19 protein-coding genes and 1 tRNA gene are annotated in these 20,602 nt (G+C 56.7%); 10 read left to right on the plus strand and 10 right to left on the minus strand.

Going from position 1 to position 20,602, the window contains the following annotated elements:
* Position 1: 1 nt before the first annotated feature.
* The gene (locus tag AC2FIB_RS07985) at positions 2–1,345 is read right to left on the minus strand and encodes a Na(+)-translocating NADH-quinone reductase subunit A (RefSeq protein WP_496734870.1); all 1,344 of its coding nucleotides are present in this window, start codon (positions 1,343–1,345) and stop codon (positions 2–4) included.
* A gap of 288 nt (positions 1,346–1,633) precedes the next feature.
* On the opposite strand from AC2FIB_RS07985, the gene AC2FIB_RS07990 reads away from it, so the two are divergent.
* Together AC2FIB_RS07990 and AC2FIB_RS07995 are read left to right on the plus strand one after the other, a co-directional pair.
* Positions 1,634–2,749, plus strand: a complete 1,116-nt coding sequence (locus tag AC2FIB_RS07990; RefSeq protein ID WP_496734633.1) for a THUMP domain-containing class I SAM-dependent RNA methyltransferase — start codon at positions 1,634–1,636, stop codon at positions 2,747–2,749.
* A 94-nt stretch (positions 2,750–2,843) separates the two neighbouring features.
* Positions 2,844–2,920: transfer RNA gene (locus tag AC2FIB_RS07995), tRNA-Pro, on the plus strand.
* A 209-nt stretch (positions 2,921–3,129) separates the two neighbouring features.
* Here the strand turns inward: AC2FIB_RS07995 and AC2FIB_RS08000 are convergent.
* Positions 3,130–4,014 carry a LysR family transcriptional regulator gene (locus AC2FIB_RS08000; RefSeq protein ID WP_496734643.1) on the minus strand — a complete coding sequence of 295 codons (885 nt, stop codon included), beginning with the start codon at positions 4,012–4,014 and terminating at the stop codon, positions 3,130–3,132.
* Positions 4,015–4,101: 87 nt separating this feature from the next.
* On the opposite strand from AC2FIB_RS08000, the gene AC2FIB_RS08005 reads away from it, so the two are divergent.
* Positions 4,102–4,398 (plus strand): YciI family protein, encoded by a 297-nt coding sequence (locus tag AC2FIB_RS08005; RefSeq protein ID WP_496734644.1) that lies wholly within the window; start codon positions 4,102–4,104, stop codon positions 4,396–4,398.
* Between the two features lie 116 nt (positions 4,399–4,514).
* On the opposite strand, the gene AC2FIB_RS08010 is transcribed toward AC2FIB_RS08005, so the two are convergent.
* Complete coding sequence (locus tag AC2FIB_RS08010) at positions 4,515–4,817, minus strand: SH3 domain-containing protein (RefSeq protein WP_282119409.1); 303 nt, start codon at positions 4,815–4,817, stop codon at positions 4,515–4,517.
* A 599-nt stretch (positions 4,818–5,416) separates the two neighbouring features.
* On the opposite strand from AC2FIB_RS08010, the gene AC2FIB_RS08015 reads away from it, so the two are divergent.
* Positions 5,417–8,209: a bifunctional aconitate hydratase 2/2-methylisocitrate dehydratase gene (locus AC2FIB_RS08015; protein ID WP_496734646.1), complete on the plus strand. Its 2,793-nt coding sequence runs from the start codon at positions 5,417–5,419 to the stop codon at positions 8,207–8,209.
* A gap of 37 nt (positions 8,210–8,246) precedes the next feature.
* Here the strand turns inward: AC2FIB_RS08015 and AC2FIB_RS08020 are convergent, their stop codons facing one another.
* The 6 genes from AC2FIB_RS08020 to AC2FIB_RS08045 all read right to left on the minus strand — a co-directional run bounded on the left by AC2FIB_RS08020 (position 8,247) and on the right by AC2FIB_RS08045 (position 14,516).
* The gene (locus AC2FIB_RS08020; RefSeq protein WP_496734647.1) at positions 8,247–9,179 is read right to left on the minus strand and encodes a hypothetical protein; all 933 of its coding nucleotides are present in this window, start codon (positions 9,177–9,179) and stop codon (positions 8,247–8,249) included.
* A gap of 6 nt (positions 9,180–9,185) precedes the next feature.
* Positions 9,186–10,499 carry a TRAP transporter large permease gene (locus AC2FIB_RS08025; protein WP_496734649.1) on the minus strand — a complete coding sequence of 438 codons (1,314 nt, stop codon included), beginning with the start codon at positions 10,497–10,499 and terminating at the stop codon, positions 9,186–9,188.
* Between the two features lie 4 nt (positions 10,500–10,503).
* Complete coding sequence (locus AC2FIB_RS08030; protein ID WP_496734651.1) at positions 10,504–11,037, minus strand: TRAP transporter small permease; 534 nt, start codon at positions 11,035–11,037, stop codon at positions 10,504–10,506.
* Between the two features lie 68 nt (positions 11,038–11,105).
* Positions 11,106–12,083 (minus strand): TRAP transporter substrate-binding protein, encoded by a 978-nt coding sequence (locus tag AC2FIB_RS08035; RefSeq protein WP_109311038.1) that lies wholly within the window; start codon positions 12,081–12,083, stop codon positions 11,106–11,108.
* 52 nt (positions 12,084–12,135) lie between these two features.
* On the minus strand, positions 12,136–13,386 hold the full coding sequence (locus AC2FIB_RS08040; protein ID WP_496734653.1) for an NAD(P)/FAD-dependent oxidoreductase: 1,251 nt from the start codon (positions 13,384–13,386) through the stop codon (positions 12,136–12,138).
* Entirely contained in the window at positions 13,383–14,516 is a 1,134-nt protein-coding gene (locus AC2FIB_RS08045) for an enolase C-terminal domain-like protein (protein WP_496734655.1), read from the minus strand. Before AC2FIB_RS08045 ends, AC2FIB_RS08040 begins: the two co-directional genes overlap by 4 nt.
* 99 nt (positions 14,517–14,615) lie before the next feature.
* Here AC2FIB_RS08045 and AC2FIB_RS08050 point away from each other — a divergent pair, with 99 nt between their 5' ends.
* Positions 14,616–15,536, plus strand: coding sequence for a LysR family transcriptional regulator (locus AC2FIB_RS08050; protein WP_496734657.1), 921 nt, complete (start codon positions 14,616–14,618; stop codon positions 15,534–15,536).
* Here the strand turns inward: AC2FIB_RS08050 and AC2FIB_RS08055 are convergent.
* Positions 15,497–17,191, minus strand: a complete 1,695-nt coding sequence (locus AC2FIB_RS08055) for a thiamine pyrophosphate-binding protein (protein ID WP_496841917.1) — start codon at positions 17,189–17,191, stop codon at positions 15,497–15,499. The two genes, AC2FIB_RS08050 and AC2FIB_RS08055, sit on opposite strands and share 40 nt — an antisense overlap.
* Before the next feature lie 108 nt (positions 17,192–17,299).
* Between AC2FIB_RS08055 and AC2FIB_RS08060 the strand changes: the two genes are divergently transcribed.
* The 5 genes from AC2FIB_RS08060 to queE all read left to right on the plus strand — a co-directional run bounded on the left by AC2FIB_RS08060 (position 17,300) and on the right by queE (position 20,599).
* Positions 17,300–18,004 (plus strand): GntR family transcriptional regulator, encoded by a 705-nt coding sequence (locus AC2FIB_RS08060; RefSeq protein ID WP_496734659.1) that lies wholly within the window; start codon positions 17,300–17,302, stop codon positions 18,002–18,004.
* The gene (locus tag AC2FIB_RS08065) at positions 18,001–18,720 is read left to right on the plus strand and encodes an aspartate/glutamate racemase family protein (protein ID WP_496734661.1); all 720 of its coding nucleotides are present in this window, start codon (positions 18,001–18,003) and stop codon (positions 18,718–18,720) included. The genes AC2FIB_RS08060 and AC2FIB_RS08065 overlap by 4 nt, the downstream gene beginning before the upstream one ends.
* A 129-nt stretch (positions 18,721–18,849) precedes the next feature.
* Positions 18,850–19,548: a 7-cyano-7-deazaguanine synthase QueC gene (gene queC / locus AC2FIB_RS08070; RefSeq protein ID WP_496734663.1), complete on the plus strand. Its 699-nt coding sequence runs from the start codon at positions 18,850–18,852 to the stop codon at positions 19,546–19,548.
* Positions 19,548–19,901, plus strand: a complete 354-nt coding sequence (gene queD / locus AC2FIB_RS08075; RefSeq protein ID WP_496734664.1) for a 6-carboxytetrahydropterin synthase QueD — start codon at positions 19,548–19,550, stop codon at positions 19,899–19,901. Before queC ends, queD begins: the two co-directional genes overlap by 1 nt.
* A complete protein-coding gene (queE, locus tag AC2FIB_RS08080) occupies positions 19,898–20,599 on the plus strand; it encodes a 7-carboxy-7-deazaguanine synthase QueE (RefSeq protein ID WP_496734665.1) in 702 nt (233 codons plus the stop codon). Before queD ends, queE begins: the two co-directional genes overlap by 4 nt.
* The last annotated feature ends 3 nt before the right edge of the window (positions 20,600–20,602 follow it).

Raw genomic sequence — 20,602 nt, forward strand, 5'->3', positions numbered from 1 at the left:
ATCAGCCCTCCTTTTCAATCTTTGTCAGGCAGTCGCGCAGCGCCAGCCCATATTCATATTTCGCCGGACAGGCAAAGCCGATAAGGCCAAGGTCCTCTTCGTCCAGCTCCAGCGCACCTAGCGCCTGTGCAGTATCGGTATCCATTACCAGCAAAGCGCGTAGCAATTGCGTCGGCAAATAGTCCTGCGGCATCAACTGTTCGAATGTACCGGTCGGAACCATCGCACGGCGTCCACCATTCAGATTGGACGTGAATGCAAACAGCTTCTTGGCAAAGGCCGAGCCAAGAACCGGCTGAACCGCGTATTTCGACGGCATCGGAAGAATCCAGCCCAACGTATGCTGATCATGGTCTTCGCGGATGATGCTGATCTGACGCGCGAAACGGCCGAGGTAGGCTTGTGGCCCCTCTGCATGACGGCCCGAAAGGATCGAGCCCGAGATTACACGGGCCGTGCCGTCCACATTGATTTCGTCACGGGTAAGATCATCGGTCGATGCCCCCATGACGGTGCGGATCAGGCGGGGCTGGCGCGCGCCAGGGCCGGACAGGGCAACCACGATGTTCGGATCCAGATGACCCGTTTGCATCAGACGACCAATCGCGATGACATCCTGATAGCCGATTGTCCAAACCTGCTTTTCGCCGGCCAGCGGCTCAAGGAAGTGGATGTGGGTTCCAGCCAGGCCTGCGGGGTGCGGTCCGGAAAATGCTGCGGTTTCAACACCCGGAACGTGGGCGCCCGGCAGGGCTGCGCCCTCATTTTGGCACAGATACGTCTTGCCCTCGGTCAGCTTGGCAACTGCGCTCAGGCCGACAGCAAAGGCGTCACCTGCATCCTGGATAATGATCGCGGCATCAGCGGCCAGAGGCTCACTATCCATCGCTGTCACGAAAATTGCCGTGGGCTTGGTACCCGGTGCGGGCATCTTGGAATAGGGCCGCGTGCGGAAAGCGGTCCACAGGCCAGCCGCACATAGACGTTCGGTCACGCCCTCGGCGATATCGGCGTTGCCCACAGCCGAGAAATCCAGACCTGTGTCGTTGACGTCCGAGACTTCGATCACGACACTCTGCAATACCCGACGCGCACCACGGTTGATGGCCACGATCTTGCCGCTGAGCGGGGCGACCATCATCGCCTCGGGCACGTCCTTGTGGCAAAACAATGGTGTGCCCCGCTGAACCTCTTCACCCTCTTGAACCAGCATGCGCGGTTTCAGGCCCAGATAATCAGCCCCCAAAACCCCGACAGACCTGAATTCAGGACCCGGTTGGATCGTCTGCTCTGGCGCGCCTTGCACCGGCAGCTCCAACCCTTTTTTCAGTTTGAAAGTTTGCATGTCGCTACTGTCTTCCAAGCCTCTTTCCTGCAACACATCGTTCCCACCACTGCATAGTGGCACAAAACGATCTGTATGTGGGAGCCTGTGAGCAAAAAAGGCGCATAGCACCTGTTTTCATTCCAAGCTTCGTTTTGATCACGGTCCCTTTACGCGGGGATGTTGCCAAACGCAAACCCGTTGCCGCCTAAATTGCCGATATTTTGTCAAATTAACTTGAAGGGCTGCATTTTGGACCTGTTGAAATTGCATATCGCACCCGCAACACTTCCGGTGTAAGCACCCGGGATGGAACCAAACAACGATTTTGAGATTTTTCTGGTGGCAACACCGGGCCTTGAAGCCCCGCTGCATGCCGAAGCGGTCGAGCAGGGATTCGCAAGTGCAAAGCCCGTACCCGGCGGCGTCACCTGTCGCGGAGGCTGGCCTGAAGTCTGGCGCGCGAACCTGTGTCTGCGCGGCGCGAACAAAGTGCTGGTCCGACTGGGCGGGTTTCCCGCAGTTCATTTGGCACAACTGGATAAACGGGCCCGAAAATTTCCCTGGGCCGACTTTTTGCGCCCCGATGTGCCCGTCAAAGTCGAAGCGACAAGTCGCAAATCCCGAATCTACCATGCAGGGGCCGCCCGGCAACGTATCGAAGTGGCAATTACGGAAACTCTGGGCGCACCGGTTTCGTCCGATGCGGCCGTGCGCGTCCTGCTGCGCATCGAAAAGGACCTGTGCACCTTTTCGATCGACAGTTCCGGCGAGCCTTTGCACAAACGCGGCCACAAACCGGCTGTCGCCAAAGCCCCGATGCGCGAAACGATGGCGGCAATGTTTCTCCGAGAGTGCGGATTTGATGGGGCCGAGCCAGTTTTGGATCCGATGTGCGGCTCTGGCACCTTTGTTGTTGAAGCCGCTGAAATCGCGCTGGGGCTGCGCCCCGGCCGTTCCCGCAGCTTTGCCTTTGAAAATCTGCCAAGTTTTGACCCCAACGTCTGGTCCTCGATGCGCCAGCAACAACCTTTGGCCGAACCGGACGTGGTTTTTCATGGCTCAGACCGCAATAGCGGAGCGATTGAGGCCTCGACTAAAAACGCTGACAGGGCCGGGGTTGCCGATTTCACCATGTTTCAGACGCGCTCGGTCAGCGACATAAAACCCCCGTCGGATACCGCAGGTCTTGTTATTGTCAACCCACCCTATGGTGCCCGGATCGGGGATGAAAAACGCCTGCGATCCGTTTACGGCAGCTTGGGCAAGGTACTGCAAACCAAGTTCCAGGGCTGGCGTATCGGTATCGTGACCAGCAACGCAGGCCTGGCCCGATCCACCCGCCTGCCGCTGTTGCCCCCCGGGCCAATTGTGGACCACGGTGGCACCAAAATCCGACTGTATCAAACTGGTGTTCTGACCTGATCCTATGCCGGGGAACGACGAAGGCAATTCGCACAAACGACACGGAAACCCCCTTGCACATCCAAAAATGCAAGTATAGATCACGCGCCACGGTCGGAGTGTAGCTCAGCCTGGTAGAGCACTGTCTTCGGGAGGCAGGGGTCGGAGGTTCGAATCCTCTCACTCCGACCAATAAGACAAGGCGCCCAAGGGCGCCTTTGTTGTTTTCAGGACAGTGATCCAAAGTTCGCTGAACCTGAGCATTAGTCGGACCCTAACGCATTGGCAGCTTTACGCAGGTACGCGGCGTCGCATTCCAAAGCTTTCGCCACAGCCGCGCCGCGATCCAATGCCACCTTGGAACTAGCCGCAAGGCGGTTCGTAGAAACGTTCCGGGGCTTTCAATCCAGACCGGACCATTTGATGTCTACCAACCACTTTTTTGCGGCCAAAATCGACGCTCGCCCAGTTTGGTCGACATGTGACAACAGCCATACATCGCGGGCGACCGGATTTGTCTGATCATCAAATAAGAGGGCGCGGAGCCTTTTGTCGCCATCCGCGATTAACGATGGTAGCAGTGTTTTCCCTAGACCATTTGCCGTCGCTTCCAGTGCGGTTTCGACGTCCGCCACCCGGATATTGGCACGCCGCGTGCGTGAAGCAGAGATCGTTTTCTCAAGCCATTTGGCCTGCGGCAGACTGGCGTTGGCATCATCATAGGTGATCCAGCCGAGATTTTCCGCGTCATCTGCTGAGATCTTTCGATCTACATATACGCCAAATTGCAGCTCACCCAGTTTCTGGGCCTTAATGCGAAAGCCACCTTCGTATGGGCGGGCAAACCGCAGGGCCAGATCCGCCTCACGCCTAGAAAGGTCCAGATTGTCCGAGCTTGGAAACAGCTCGATCGTCAATTGAGGGTGCAACTGGCCAATCACGTCAATTTGGGGCACGAGAACGCGATTGATGATGATCGGTACAGCGGTGATCCGAACGACTCCTGACACGTGATCTGCCGTCCTGTTTGCACGTAATTGCAGCGCCCGGTTCGCGGACTCCATGGTTTCAGCGTAGCTGAGAATATCCAAGGCAGCATCGGTGGGTTCATACCGTCCCGCAGCGCTGCTTAGAAACAGGGATAGGCCAAGATCAGATTCAAGCGCCTTGACCCTGCGTGCCACTGTTGTTTCGTTCACCCCTGTCGCCTGAGCGGCGGCTTTTAGCTTGCCGCCGCGAAACAGGGCCAGGAAATATCTGAGATCATCCCAGTTTGTGCTCTGCATTTCTGCAGACTAGACTGGCAGATTATCCAATTCAATCGGCGAAAATGCTGTGCATAGATGATGGTGTTCCAAATAGGAGAGCAGCTTATGAATTTCATCATTCTCTTCGAAGATGCACCGCAGGCCGACCCTGACATCCGTAAAAACCATATGGCGCAGCATCTAAGTTTCCTTAAACGTCACGCAAGTAAGATTGAAGCGGCCGGTCCGTTGTCAGATCCCGAAAGACAAGGGCGCGATGGGCTTTGGCTGGTCGATGTGGACTCAATAGAAGACGCAGAAAGTCTGATCAGAGAAGATCCTTTCTGGGAGACAGGTTTACGTGCGTCATACTCAATAATCCCCTGGAGGCTGGTTTTTTCGGCAGGGTCGCGACTAATCTAGAAGCTGTATTGCTTTCGGCGACCAAGAAGAACAGTCGCCGGATAGCCCAACTGCAAAGATGGATTTTATCGACCTTTCTCGGCGCTGCACGAACGGTGGCCCCCGGAATTGTCACATCATAATTTTCGCAAATAGGCCCAGGACACATATCCCTTGAGCTGGCGCGCGCGATCAAGCGACACACGGCACCAACGGGTGCCACCAGTTTGCTCGCAACTGTGAACCCGCAGGGCGGTTCCATTTGGAAGCCCAACGATAACGATATACCCTGTTCCCGGCCCAGCACGCATTTTCAGCATGTCACCCTCTTCGACACCAAAAACCTCGTATCGTCCAAGTGAGGCCGCTTTTGCAGCCTCAGTGGTTATAAAGATCCCTAGAACAAATACCGCCAGGTGAAAGAAAATTGCGTTGCGCATCGGTTTTTCCTGCTTGTTGCCTCGGACATCATCTTAACGAACCGGATCGACAAGCGGAACGATTCCAAGCAATAACTTTAGGACGCCGACCGGTGTCCAAAGTGTGCTCAACCCGAAATAGCGCGTCGTAAGGGCAAAACGGATGTTTGGTTTATGGTGTTTCCCCGGCACCCAGCCTTCGGCTGCGTTGGTTCAAAACCCGTATGGGTTGTCCTCATCCGCTCGCCGGACGATCAGCGTCCGAATGCATGGCTGACGCAGGTCCGCACCTACATTGGGGGCATCGGTCTTACTTCATGGCCTAGCTTCCGGAACTGCCGGACCCGGTGGTGACTCGATCCGCAGGCCTCCATGTCGTTGTGACTGGGCTCGAGGTTTTCGAGAATTCTACTGCCGGATCTCAGTAAAATCGTCTTGAAGAAGGTTTCGACCGGCATTCAGAAATTGAACTGGGTACAGTGATTAAACAAAACCGGTAAATTTCCAAAGCGGTACCTTGAAACCTGGGCGGCAATTGTATACCGGTGCATACAAATATGATCGAGCGGGTTGCCCCACGCCCCTCAACAGCTGCAGATTCACACAAAGCGGAAACAGCCATGAGCCAGTATTCAGACTACTTGGATGAAATTGAAACGCGCAAAGAACAAGGGCTTAGCCCGAAACCCATCGACGATGGTGCGCTGGTCGAGGAAATCATCGAACAAATCAAAGATACCGGTCATCCGCATCGCGCAGATTCGCTGCACCACCTGATTTACAACACGTTGCCCGGCACAACCAGCGCTGCGGGTGCGAAGGCAACGTTCCTGAAGTCCATCATCGTCGGCGAGGTAACCGTCGAAGAAATCTCGCCCGAATTCGCTTTCGAACTGCTGTCCCACATGAAGGGCGGACCGTCGGTTGACGTGCTTTTGGATGTTGCACTGGGCGACAAGCAAGACATAGCGGTTCAGGCGGGCGAGGTTCTGAAAACTCAGGTCTTCCTGTACGAGGCTGACACGGACCGCCTGAAAGCTGCCTATGAGGCGGGCAACAAGATCGCTGCGGATCTCCTTGAGAGCTACTCCAAGGCCGAATTTTTTACCAAGCTGCCCGACGTGGACGAAGAAATCCAAGTTGTCACATATATTGCAGCCGAGGGTGACATCTCCACTGACCTTCTGTCGCCAGGCAATCAGGCGCATTCGCGTTCCGACCGCGAGCTGCATGGCAAATGCCTGATTTCCGAGGCCGCACAAAAAGAGATTGAAGCGCTGAAGCTGCAGCATCCAGACAAGCGCGTGATGCTGGTTGCGGAAAAAGGCACTATGGGCGTTGGTTCGTCGCGGATGTCGGGCGTCAACAACGTGGCGCTTTGGACCGGCAAGCAAGCCAGCCCGTACGTACCTTTCGTCAATTTTGCACCGGTCGTGGCCGGCACAAACGGCATTTCGCCCATCTTTCTGACAACCGTGGGCGTGACCGGAGGTATCGGTGTCGACCTGAAGAACTGGGTCAAAAAAGTGGACGAGGATGGCAAGGCGATCCTCAACAACGATGGCAACCCGATCTTGGAACAGCGCTATTCGGTTGAGACCGGCACCGTGTTGACCATCAACACGAAAAAGAAAAAGCTCTATAGCGCGGATGGCAGTGAAGAACTGGTCGACATGGCCGGTTCGTTCACGCCGCAAAAGATGGAGTTCATGAAAGCCGGCGGCTCTTATGCCATCGTTTTTGGCAAGAAACTGCAGACATTTGCATGTGAGACACTGGGCATCGAGCTGAAATCGGCCTTCGCCCCTGCGAAGGAAGTCAGCCATGAAGGTCAGGGACTGACGGCCGTCGAAAAGATCTTTAATGCCAATGCGCGCGGTGCGACCCCGGGCAAAGTGTTACATGCCGGCTCTGACGTGCGCGCCAAAGTCAATATCGTGGGCTCTCAGGACACCACCGGTCTGATGACCAGCCAGGAGCTTGAGGCCATGGCTGCCACCGTCCTGTCACCCAGTGTCGATGGTGCCTATCAGTCCGGCTGTCACACAGCTTCGGTCTGGGACCTCAAGGCGCAGGCCAACACCCCGCGCCTGATGGCGTTCATGCACAAATTCGGCCTGATTACTGCGCGTGATCCCAAGGACGTGTACCACGCGATGACAGACGTCATTCACAAGGTGCTCAACGACATCACCGTGGATGACTGGGCCATCATCATCGGCGGCGACAGCCATACGCGGATGTCCAAAGGCGTGGCCTTTGGTGCGGACTCGGGCACGGTTGCACTGGCGCTGGCCACGGGTGAGGCGACAATGCCTATCCCGGAATCCGTCAAGGTGACGTTCAAGGGCGAAATGGCACCGCACATGGATTTCCGTGACGTGGTGCACGCGACGCAAGCTCAGATGCTGGCGCAGCACGGCGACAACGTTTTCCAGGGCCGGATCATCGAAGTTCATATCGGTACGCTGCTGGCGGACCAAGCCTTTACCTTCACCGACTGGACGGCCGAGATGAAGGCCAAAGCGTCGATCTGTATCTCGAACGACGATACGCTGATTGAATCGCTGGAAATCGCCAAGTCGCGGATCAAGATCATGATCGAGAAGGGCATGGATAACGATGTTCAGATGCTGCAGGGCTTGATCGACATCGCGGACAAACGTATCGACGAAATTCGCTCGGGTGAAAAACCGGCCCTGCGCCCTGATGATAACGCCAAGTACTTTGCCGAAGTCGTCGTGGATCTGGATCAGATCGTCGAACCGATGATCGCCGACCCCGATGTGAACAATGCCGACGTGTCTAAGCGCTATACCCACGACACGATCCGCCCGATCTCATACTATGCGGCCGAAAAGAAGGTTGATCTGGGCTTTGTGGGCTCCTGCATGGTGCACAAGGGTGACATCAAGATCGTGGCCCAGATGTTGCGCAATCTTGAAGACGAGTATGGCAAAGTCGAGTTCAAGGCCCCGCTTGTTGTTGCTGCACCGACGTACAACATCGTTGATGAGCTGAAAGAAGAAGGCGATTGGGCAATTCTGCAGAAGTATTCGGGCTTTGAATTCGATGACCTGTTCCCCAAGCAAACCGCACGGACCGAGTACGAGAATATCCTCTATCTTGAGCGCCCGGGCTGTAACCTTTGCATGGGCAACCAGGAAAAAGCTGCCAAAGGCGACACCGTTCTGGCCACGTCCACCCGTCTGTTCCAAGGCCGTGTTGTAGCGGACAGTGAGACAAAGAAGGGTGAATCCCTTCTGGGTTCAACCCCGGTTGTTGTTCTGTCAGCCATTCTGGGTCGTACGCCGACGCTGGAGGAATATAAGGTTGCGGTCGAAGGCATCGACCTGACCAAATTTGCACCACCGATGGAAGTTCCCGGTACTGCCCGTTCTGTGCATTTCTAGTACAATAGGGGGCGCGGCGAATGTTGCCGCGCCCGTTTTACCCCAACCTGCCCGAAGCTTGGTAAAAACGACGCATTACAATGGGGGTCAGGTACATCGGGATCTGATAGGCCCCGATAAACACCAAAAGTGGCGCTGTCACGTCGGGTGGCAACGCAATCAGGAAAATTGCGACATTCCGGTTTCCGGCGACAATGGACAATGCGGTGGCTTTTTCGGCAGCCACTCGGTTGCGTGTCAGAAAATACATCACCAGTTGCGCGCCGAAATTGGCTAGGCATGCGAACCCCACCCAAAAGGCCGCAAGCCCGGGATCAACAAGCGCAGTCGCGGTTACAGACGGCATCAAGCCGATCACAAAGACAGCGAGGGTGATCGTTGCCAATCCTTCAAGATTTTTGAGGGTAGTTTGTGACGGGTTTCTCAGAAACGCGAGGCGCAACAACACGGCTGCAACAGTCGCCCCCGCAATTGTCAAAAACAGGCGCAAGACGGCGATCAGAACGGATTGAAAGTCTCCCAACTCGGGCATCAGAACGAAGATGGGAAACACCGTCAGCGGCAATACGGCGGTCCCTATCACCATCAGGCGCATAGCGTGCTCCGCCGGATGTCCCATCATCAGGCACATGTTGGCACTTCCCGAGATGGACGGAGCCGCGGCCATGATCAGCAGAGACAAAAAGACCGGCGTACCGGTCCACCCACCGATTATGCCAATAGTCACAACTAGTAGCGGTAAAACCAGCTGGAATGCGATCACTGTGTTTGCCACCTGGCGTAAATCGACCAAGGACCCCAACAACAAAACAGGCTCAATTCTAAGGACCGTCAGAAACAGCAGTAGTGCGACAAGCGGCGGCAATACTGCCCGCATCGGCTCGGCCAGCGCGGGCAGCAGCAATCCGGCGGCCAGCCCTGCGACCAGAACATAAGGACCGTTACGCGCCGCCAGATGAAGTGGGTTCAAAGCCCCCTACCCGCCCGGGCTTTGCCTAAGGTTTTCCGGCAACCATGTGGCCAGTTCCGGGAACCAGATCAGGACGAAGACCATCACCACCATGATCAGAAACATCGGAATTGCCGCGCGGGCGATATAGCTCATCTCATGGTTCGTCATGCCTTGCATCACAAACAGGTTGAAGCCGATCGGCGGCGTGATCTGCGCCATTTCAACGACAACCACGATAAAGATACCGAACCAGATCAAATCGATACCCGCGTCCCGGATCATCGGTTCCACCACGGCCATGGTCAAAACAACTGAGGAAATGCCGTCAAGGAAACAGCCCAGAATGATGTAAAAGACCAGCAAAACCATCAAAAGCTCAAACCGCGTCAGCTCCCACCCTGCGATCAGATCAGCCAGGCCCCGCGGCAGACCCGTGAACCCCATGGACAGAGACAGGAACGCAGCCCCAGCAAGGATTAGGGCGATCATCGCACTGGTCCGGGTGGCACCCATCAGGCTTTCGGTAAACGTCTTCCAGGTCAGCGACCCCTGCCCTGCCGCCAGCAACAGACCACCGATCACGCCAAAGGCGGCGGCTTCGGTTGCAGTGGCATAGCCCAGATACATCGACCCGATCACCACCATGATCAGCAGGATTACCGGCAACAGGAAGCGTGAGTTCTTGAGCTTTTCAGAAAAGCTCAGTTTGTTCTCCCTGTTTGGGTTCCAGTCTTTCCCGAATTTCGAATAAATCGCGACGTATCCCATGAACATCGTCGCCAGCACCAATCCGGGCAGAATACCTGCAAAGAACAGCTTAGTGATCGATTCATTGATGGTCACGCCATACACGATCAGCGTCAATGACGGTGGGATCATCAGGCCCAGTGTTGCCGCGCCGGTCAGTGTTCCGATGATCATTCGTTCGGGGTAATTGCGCTTACGCAGTTCAGGGATCGACATCTTGCCAACCGTCGTCAGGGTGGCGGCTGACGACCCGGAAACAGCGGCGAATACCGTGCAGCCGACAATGTTCGTGTGCACCAAACCACCGGGCAAAGGTGCCATCCATGGCGAAAGCCCCTTGAACATATCCTCGGATAATCGCGTTCGATACAGGATTTCGCCCATCCAGATGAACATCGGCAGCGCGGTCAGTGTCCATGACGATGAGGCGGACCAGATCGTCGTGATCATCACGTCTCCGACAGGGCGTGTCGTGAAAAGCTCCATCCCGACCCACGCGACGCCCATAAGGGCAAGGCCAACCCAGACACCGGTGCCAAGCAGAGTGAAAAGAACAAAGAGGAAGAGGATGATGACTGATACGTTTTCCATGCTCTCACTCCCCGTGGCTCTGATCGGCCAGATCACGGACGATGCGGTGATCGCCCTTAAAAACGACGTGAATCAGATGATCGGTCAGGGCGATTGCAAGGATGACTGCGCCAATCAGCATTGTTGACTGCGGAATCCAAAGCGCGGTTTTGTCCTGTCCCTGGCTGACATCGTTGAATTTCCAGCTCCAGTAAACAAATCGGTAGGCGTACCAGCAAAAGTACCACATTACTGCCGCGCCCACTGTAAAGCACCATATTTCAAGGATGCGACGCACCCGGTCGGGGACCGCATTCAGCAGGATCGACACACGAATGTGGCTGCCTCGGTTCAGCGCATTGGCAAAGGCCAGAAAGGACGCGGCAGCCATGGCATAGCCCGCATAGTCGGGCGCGCCCGGGAAAACCTCTCCGGTCCAGCGGGCCAGCATTTGCACAACGATCAGCACCAAAATAGCAATCAGGCTAAGTGCAGCCAGAACCCCTGCTGCCTGATAGATGAAATCCAATACGGACCTGAGCCCTCGTAGTGCCGCCATGCTGTCCCCACTATTAGTTATTCTATGGAAACGGGCGGCGGGTTGATCCGCCGCCCATCTCTGGCCAATTACTGAGACGAATTGAACGCATCGACGATGGCCTTGCCCTCGTCACCAGCGGCCTCAAGCCACTCATTGGTCATAGTGACACCGATCTCTTTCAACTCGTTGGTCATCTGCTCGGACGCCGGACCGACTGTCATGCCTCCATCACGCAGACCTTGCAGGGTAAAGCCGGTGTATTCCTTGGCGCGCCAATTGCCGGCATATTCGGCAAGCTCTGCACAGCCCTTGATGACGTTCTTGTTGGCATCAGAAACGCCAGCCCAGATGTCTGAGTTGACCATGACGTAGTTGCGCGGCAGCCACGCGTCCACCTCGTAGAAATAATTCAGGCTTTCCCATACTTTGCGGTCATACCCGGTCGATCCCGACGACACCATCGAGTCCGCGACACCAGTGGCAAAAGCCTGGCTGATTTCTGCAGCTTCGATTGTCACAGGCAACATGCCGGTCAGTTCCGCCAAACGCGACGTGGCATTGTTATAGGACCGGAATTTGATGCCTTCCATGTCGGCGACCGAGTTCACCTCGTCTTTAAAGTACAGTCCTTGCGGCGGCCACGGCACGGCATAAAGCAACGTCAAGTTCTGTTCAGCCAGCAGATTTTCAATCGAGGGTCTTGCAGCCTCCCATAGCTTGGCGCTGTCATCGAACGACGTTGCCAGGAATGGAATTGAGTCGAACCCAAACAGCGCGTTTTCATTCTGGTGACCGGACAACAGACGCTCGCCAATCGGTGCTTGACCGGTCTGAATGGCACGTTTGATGTCGGCGCCTTTGAACAGCGACCCGGACGGATGCGTGACGATTTCAACCTCGCCCCCGGTGCCTGTGGTAACGCATTTGGCAAATTCGGCACCCGTGGCCGAGTGGAAGTTCGATGCCGAATACGCCATGGGCATATCCCATTTCTCGGCCATCGCCGGTGCGGTTGCTGCGGCTGTCAAAGCGGTTGCCGCCAGAAGGCTTGTCAATTTCTTCATCTTTTTCTCCCTGTTTAATTTTGTTTTGCCGGCTTGTGTTACCGGACATTTCTTAAGTCGCGTAGCGAGACGGCGCATAGACGCTCATGTCTGCGTTTGGGGTCCTGCCCGCGATCATCTGCGCCAGCAGACGTCCTGTTTTTGGCCCGCCTGTCAGACCGATATGATGGTGGCCAAACCCCATAAATGCTCCGTCAATTCCCGGCACTTCGCCGATGATCGGGATCGAGTCTGCCGGTGCGGGCCGGTGCCCCATCCATTCTACTTCGTCCTTCCATGTCACGCCCGGAAAGGCCGCCCGGGCATTCTTGCGCATCAGTTCGAACGGCGCCCTCGAAGGCGGCGCGTCCAGCCCGCCGAATTCGACAATCCCGGCCAGCCGAATGCGGCCATCCATCGGCGTGGCGACGAACTTGCCCGAAGCAACCATAACCGGACTTTTTGGCATCGCGGAAGGTTCCACCAATTCAAGATGATAACCACGTTCTGTCTCCAGAGGAACAGAAACGCCCAATTTGCTGGCCAAAGGCCCGGACCAGACGCCCGCAGTGACAATGGCAGTGTCACAAGCAATTGTCTCACCAGCGGTGCGCACGCCGGTGACCTTGCCGTTATCGTGTACGACATCTTCAACAGCAGCACGGATGACCCTGCCGCTGTTGGCCTCAACATGTGCGGCGAGGTCTTTCACGTACCGCCCAGGATCGGTGATGTGTCCGTGATCAGAAAGCTTGGCAGCAAACCCGATGTCTTTGCTGTAGATCGGGTCGTAGGCGTGGAATGCGGCCCCCTCTAGTTCTTCCCATTTGAAACCGTGCTTGCGCCGAACACCCCAACCAAAGGCGTCGCCTTCGAAATGCTGGCGGTTTTCGTAGAGGAACAGGTAGTCGGATGGCACAATCCATTTCTCGGCGGCCGTACCCTGAGCCAGGGCCTGATGATCGTTCAGGCTGTCTCCGACAATGGGGGTTAGTGCGGCCGCGATACGTTCGACGTCATCTGCGTTTGCGTGTTTCAGATAGCGCGTCAACCATGGCAATAGCTTGGGTACATAGCCCCATTTCATGAACAAAGGCTGCGACGGGTCAAACAGCATCCTGGGCGCTTTCTTCAAAAGCCCCGGCACCGTGACCGGAATAATCGAGCAAGAGGCCAGCACACCCCCATTGCCATGCGAGGTGCCCTCTCCGGGGCCGGCCTTGTCGATCAGGATGACGTTATGTCCGTCACGTTGCAGCCAGACGGCGGTCGAGACACCAACGATACCAGCACCGATAATGGCAATGGTCTTTTTCTCGCTCATGCCGCCACCGCTTTGGAAACAGCATAGTGGTTCAGCTTTGCCTCGTCCGGCTTCCCTCCAAGACCCGGTGTGTCAGGGACTATGACCTGGCCCCTTTTCACCTCGAAAGGCTCCTCAAGAATGTCTTCTGCCAAGAAATAAGAGGCCTGATAAAACTCGCAGCCCAGCGTGATTTCCGGTGTGGCAGCGATCATGTGAGTGCCTGCCAGATGCGCCAGACCTGCCTCGAACATATCTCCGCCATAAGCACTCAGGCCGTGTGCGGCGGCCATGCGAGCGACTGTTTGCCCGCGCGTCAATCCTCCGGATTTCATGATTTTGACCGAGACACCGGCGCAGATCCCTTCCCCTGCAGCGCGTTCCATATCCTCGGGGCCAAAGACGCTTTCATCAGCTAGTAGCGGCACATCCGTCATTTGCCGCAGCTTCGCCATCATGCCGTAGTGATGTGCGCGTACCGGTTGTTCGATGAAATCGGGATTGAATGATGCCACATCCCGCACCTGCGCCGGAGCGTCCTCGATTGACAGGCCTTGATTGTAATCAACACGCACTGAGAACTGTGGGTAATGCTTCGCCAAATACTCAAGGCGCATGATATCAAAAGCATGATCCTTGAACCCAGTCTTCAACTTCACGATCGTCACGCCGTCGTCCTGCAAACGGCCCAGCAATTCGATATCCTGCGCAAAATCGGGATTGGCGATAGAGCAGCTGAGCGGGATCGCGTCGCGGCATTTCCCTCCCAACAGGGCCCAGACAGGAACGGCGCTAATCCTGCCCGTCAAATCAAGTAGAGCAGCTTCCAGTGCCGCTTTAGCCTCGGTGCAATGCGCAACCGCATATGCAGCACGCGCCATGATCGCCGCTCTGTCAGCAACTCTGGCCCCCACCACCAACGGGCGGAGGTAGCGATTCAGGGCGGCATAGGTCGCCTCGGGCGTTCCCGTGAACACCGACCAGGGTGAGGCTTCGCCATATCCCTGGCTGCCATCCTCGGACGTCAGGCGCAGGACAACGACCTCGCACACACCTTCGACAGATCCGATACCGTGGTCCCGGCGAGATGTGACGGGCAGTTCAAGATGCCACAGGTCGTAACCTATGATTTGTTGTGTCAGATCGCCCATTCGTCCTCCCCAGCGATAGGCGGAAGCCTGCCTTGACCGGCATATCATTTCAAATACTATGTTTTCGTAAGTCCATCATAAGAAATGATAGGGTAAGCTATGTCTCTGCGCTTTCGTCAGTTGCAGGCGTTCCACGCCATCATGGAAACGGGTACCGTAACTGGGGCCGCGTCGGTTCTGGGAATCTCGCAACCGGGTATCAGCAATCTATTGGCCCAGTTGGAACGTGAGGCTCGATTGCCCTTGTTCGAACGCAACAAAGGACGTCTTTTGCCGACGCCAGAGGCCGAGCTTTTGTATCGAGAGGTCGATACCGTGGTCCGCGGACTGGATCACGTCGCGCAGGCCGTGTCGGATCTTCAGAACAAACATCCCGGGCAGTTGCAGGTCGCGGCACCTCATTTGTTGTCGTTCGGTTTCATGCCGCGAGAGATTGCACGCTTTGCCAGGTCACGCCCCAATCTATCCGTCAGCTTCCAGTCCCAGTATTCTTCGAAAATACAGGAGTGGGTAACCTCGGGCTTGTTCGAGATCGGCATCGTCGAGATGCCAATACTCCACGATACGCTGAACTATCAGGTCTTCCATTTTGAAACGATGGCTACGTTCCCCGAGGGTAGCCATTTGGCGGCCCATGACGTTCTGACACCAGAGCTGTTGGAGAATGAGCCGTTCATCGTCATGGGCCCCGAGCACCAAACCCATCGCAGGACCCGCGACATTTTTCAGACTGCAGAGCGTACTTGGCAGACGCGAATACACACGCATTTGTCGGAAAACCTGCTGAGCTTTGTCAAACAGGGCATGGGCGTGGCGATGATTGATCCGTTCACAGTGACATTCGATGAAGAGGGCGGATATCAAACCCGCCCTTTCACACCAGCCGTCACGCTGGATCTTGCGATCATTACCGCAAAAGGACGCCCTTTATCAATGATTGCGCAGGAGTTTCTGGCCCAACTGACCCCGTCCATCGCGTCTTACGCCACCCATTCCGACACCGGTGCTGCAGCTTCGTGAAGCTGTTGTGAGTGGATGTCGACCAGCGTCGGGCCATCATGCTCAACGGCCTGCTTCAAAACTCTGCGCAGATCATCCGGGTCTTTCACTGTCCAGGATTTGACCCCAAATGCCGCCGCAACAGCGGCGTGATCGGTCCGATTGAAATCGACGTTGTAGTAACGCTGCCCAAAGCCTGCATCCTGACCCGCTTTGATCCAACCAAAGACCGAGTTCGAGAATACGATCGAGGTAATCGGCATTTTGTGCCGCACCATCGTTTCAAACTCACCGCAAGTGAAGCCAAACGATCCATCCCCCATAACGGACAATGTCTTGACCGATGGTCGACCTACATGGGCGCCCATCGCCGCACCAAGCGAATAACCCAACGCTCCATGCGCCCGATTGGTGATAAAATGCCGCCCCGGTTTGCGCCAGCGGTAATGGGCGCTGAAGTAAGGGCACGGGGTGCCCGGATCAGCGACAACAATCGCATCATCGTCCAGGATGTCTGCCAGAGCCGCCATTACGGCTTCGGGCCGGATCGGGGTGTCGCGACTGGCCGCAAGCGGTGCGAACGCTTGCAACTTGGCCTCCCAGGCCGCACGGGCTTGGGCCGCTCCACCAAAACTTGGCAGATCGTGCCGCGTCTCAAGCGACCCCGCCAAAGCCTCTAACGCCAAACGGGCATCGGCACAAATGGCGACTTCGGTCTGATAATTTGCGCCGATCACCATCGGGTCGCTGTCTATATGGATGATGGTGGCATCCCGCCCGGGGCTGCGCCAGCGTTCGGTCGTGACCGACCCCGCGCGGCATCCGACAAATATGACCACATCGGCCTGATCCACAATGGCGCGCGTGGCCGGAACACCACCGTTCGAGCCAACGACGCCCAAGGCCAGCGGATCCGTTTCGGCAATGGCACCCTGACCGGAAACTGTTGTGGCAACTGGGATATCTAACAGGGTGGCAACACGGTGCAATGCCTCTTCAGCCCCGGACAGAACCGGCCCGCCGCCGCAAACGATGACTGCTGATTTGGCTTTGGCCAGGATATCCGCGGCCGCTTCAATGGCATCCAGATCCGGTCCAGCCCGTTCAGCGGGATAGCTGCGGTGGCGTGCATCTGCCCAAACCTCAGCTTCGTCCACCGGACCTTTCTGAGTATCAAAGGGCAGCGCCAGATGTGTGGCGCCCGGCGTTCCGGTCGTCATGGCCCGAAACGCAGCCCGCACCATCGCAGGTAAACGCGAGGCGTCGTCCAGAGACGCATTCCACTTTGCCAACGGCTTGAACAGCGCAGCCTGATCTAACTCAGTCAACGGGTGTTTTCCGCGGCTGGTCGTCGCCACGTCAGAGGTGATCGCCAGAATGGGAACCGAGCTTTCGCTGGCCTCGATCACCCCCGGCAGTATGTAGGTCGCCCCGCCTCCGGACGGGCCTTCGCAGACGCCCGGCTTGCCAGTGACGCGAGCGTATCCATCCGCCATATAGGCCGCGTGACGCTCATCCCGGGTCAGAATGTGCTGAATACCATGATCCATACGCGCCAATGCATCATAGAAAGGCAGCGTTGTATCACCACACAGGCCGAACATGTGTTTCACGCCGTGTGCTTCCAGCATGCGCACCATTGCTTCGGCTCCCGTCAGATAGTTCGTCCCTGTCATGGCTCGGTTCCCTTGATTCTGAACTGCACACAGAACTGTATACAGTTTTGTATATTGATTTCAAGAACGACCTGTGGCACGCCTTGGAAAACGAAAAAGGCAGTACTTATGGCGGGTCCACGCGTTGACGACATCTATGAACAGGTAAAGGCGATGGCCGTCTCGTTTCGCCTGCGGCCGGGTGATCGATTGAATGAAGTGGCACTATCGAAAGAATTGGGTGTCAGCCGAACCCCCCTGCGCGAAGCGCTGAATAGGCTAGTGGCGGAACGCCTGTTTGATTTTCGCCCCGGTCAGGGGTTTTTCTGTCGCCCGCTGGATGCGCAAAGTGTGTTCGACCTGTTCGAACTACGCCAAATCATCGAATCCGCCGCAGCGCGCAGTGCCTGCGAAAAAGCGTCAGACGCAGACCTTCAATCACTTCGCAATGAGCTTTACGCGACCGGCATCGACATCACCGGCCTGACCGTCGAAGAAGCCGTCAGCAGGGACGAGGCCTTTCATCTGGGCATCGCCAAACTGTCTGGCAACAACGAACTGGTGCAAACCCTGACCCGGATCAACGAACGCATCCGATACATCCGCTGGGTTTCCATGAGCTTGGATCGGGTTCAACGCTCGAAAGACGAACATAAACAGGTCATGCAGGCCTTGCTGGATCGCGACGCGGATGAGGCCGCGCGTGTGTTGGGTACCCATATTTCTAAGCGAATGGATCAGGTGCAGGACGCCGTGCGCCACGGGATATCCAGCATCTACATGGAAGGGTTCGAAGACATCTCGGCCCGCATTATCGAGGAGGCGCACGGATGATCGCCCAAGGTGGTAAATCCATTTACGGAGCGTCGGTGGGCATACTGATGCTGGACGCCCAATTCCCACGCATCCCCGGTGATATGGGAAATGCGCTGACATGGCCTTTTCCGGTGCTCTATCGCATTGTTCGGGATGCCTCACCGGACCTAGTCGTTCGACACCGGGCTGATGGCATGTTGGGCGCATTCATTGATGCCGCGCGAGAACTGGTCAAGGACGGCGCGGATGGCATTACCACCAATTGCGGGTTTCTGTCCCTGTTTCAGAAAGAGCTATCCGAGGCTGTGCCGGTTCCGGTTGTGACCTCATCTTTGATGCAGGTGCAGATGGTGAACGGTATCCTTCCGGCCGGAAAACGCACGGGAGTTCTGACCATTTCCGCCTCCACTTTGACCCGTGATCATCTGCGCTGTGCTCAGGTACCAGATGACACACCCATCGGTTCCACCGAAGGTGGGCGCGAGTTTACCCGTGCGATACTGGGGAACGAACTTAGCCTGGATGTCGATAAGGCCCGTGCCGATAACATTGAAGCCGCCCTTGCCTTGCAATCCGAAAACCCTGACCTCGGCGCGATTGTGCTGGAATGCACGAATATGTGCCCATACGCGGCAGATATTCAGCGCGCTACCGGTTTGCCCGTCTTCTCCATTGTGACATTGGTCAGTTGGTTTCAAGCTGGACTTGTGCCGCCGCGCTTTCCCAATCCCTAAAGGGCGCGGCAGTCAGGCCTAAGGTCTCTTTTGCCCACCAATTCGTGCATTGCGCATACCGGAAAAAGACCGTAAGCGTCCCGCCCGCCGGTCGCAGCCTACCCGGTTATCAAAACAAGGACTGAAAAAATGAAAACTACATTGGTCTGCTCCGGCGGACTGGATTCCGTGTCGCTTGCCCATGTGCTGGCCGCGGAGGGAAACCTGTCACGGCTTGTGTCTTTCGACTATGGCCAACGCCACACCAAAGAACTGACCTTCGCTGCCCTCTGCGCGCAGAGGCTGGCCGTGCCCCATCACGTTATTGACCTGCGTTCTGTCGGGGCGTCGCTGACAGGCTCGGCCTTAACCGACGACGTGGACGTGCCTGACGGGCATTACGCGGAAGAGACGATGAAGGTCACGGTTGTCCCCAACCGTAATGCGATCATGCTGACCATCGCTTATGGTGTGGCAGCAGCGCAGGGGGATGATGCGGTTGCTACTGCTGTGCATGGCGGCGACCATTTCATCTATCCCGATTGCCGCCCGGCATTCACAGATGCGTTTGACACCATGCAGCGCGCCGCGTTGGACGGCTACGCGGATGTGGTGCTGCATGTGCCATTCGTGCACCGCAGCAAAGCCGATATTGTCCGCGAAGGCGCGCGCGTGGACACCCCGTTCGATCAGACATGGTCCTGCTACAAAGGCGGTGACCAGCATTGCGGCCGATGCGGAACATGCGTTGAACGGCGCGAGGCGTTCGAGCTGGCCGGAGTGCCGGACCCAACCAAATACGACGACGCCGAATTCTGGAAATCAGCCATCGCAGGAGCAAGTGTCTGATGTACCGGATTACTAAGGAGTTCCACTTTTCCGCCTCACATCAGCTGACCCACTTGCCCGATGATCACCAATGTGCCCGGATGCACGGCCATAACTATATTGTCGTGGTCGAATTGGCCGGGCGCGATTTGAATACGGGTGGGTTCGTGCGGGATTACCACGAGCTGAAACCGCTCAAGACCTATATCGACGATGAATTTGACCACCGGCACCTGAACAATGTGCTGAACGTCGTGTCGACCGCTGAAAACCTCGCGCGCCATTTCTTTGACTGGTGCGCGGCCCGCTGGCCCGAAACCGCTGCGGTGAAAGTGTCCGAAACGCCCAAGACATGGGCCGAGTATCGCCCATGACCCTTAGAATATCTGAAATATTCGGCCCCACGGTACAGGGCGAAGGCGCGCTGATCGGTCAGCCGACGGTATTTGTACGCTCGGGCGGGTGCGATTTCCGGTGCAGCTGGTGCGACAGTCTGCACGCCGTCGACAGCGCCTATCGCCACGATTGGGCAGCAATGGACACGCAGGCCGTCTGGTCCGAGGTTCAGCGTTTGTCAGGCGGGCGGCCACTGACCGTGTCTCTGTCTGGCGGAAATCCCGCCATTCAGGATTTTGGCCCGCTGATCCGGCAGGGCAAGGCGGAAGGCTATGCCTTTGCATGCGAAACCCAAGGATCAATCGCAAAGCCGTGGTTTGCCGATCTTGCAATGCTGGTTCTCAGCCCGAAACCGCCCAGCAGTGGCGAGGATATGGATTGGACGGCGTTTGACGCCTGCCTCAACGTGCGCCCTGCGCAAACTGTCCTCAAGATCGTGATCTTTGACGACACGGATTTCAGCTGGGCACGCAGCGTAGCCGACCGGTATCCGGATCTTCCGCTGTACCTTCAACCCGGCAACCCGGAAACTGATCCGGCCAGCCCGGTTGATTTGACCAATGCCACCAGCCGTATGGAATGGCTGATCGACAAGACTTTGAATGCCGGTTGGTTCGCGCCTCGCATTCTGCCCCAGCTACACGTGCTGATCTGGGGCAACAAACGCGGCGTCTGACCG

It is taken from the genome of Ruegeria sp. YTSA072 (assembly GCF_059610285.1).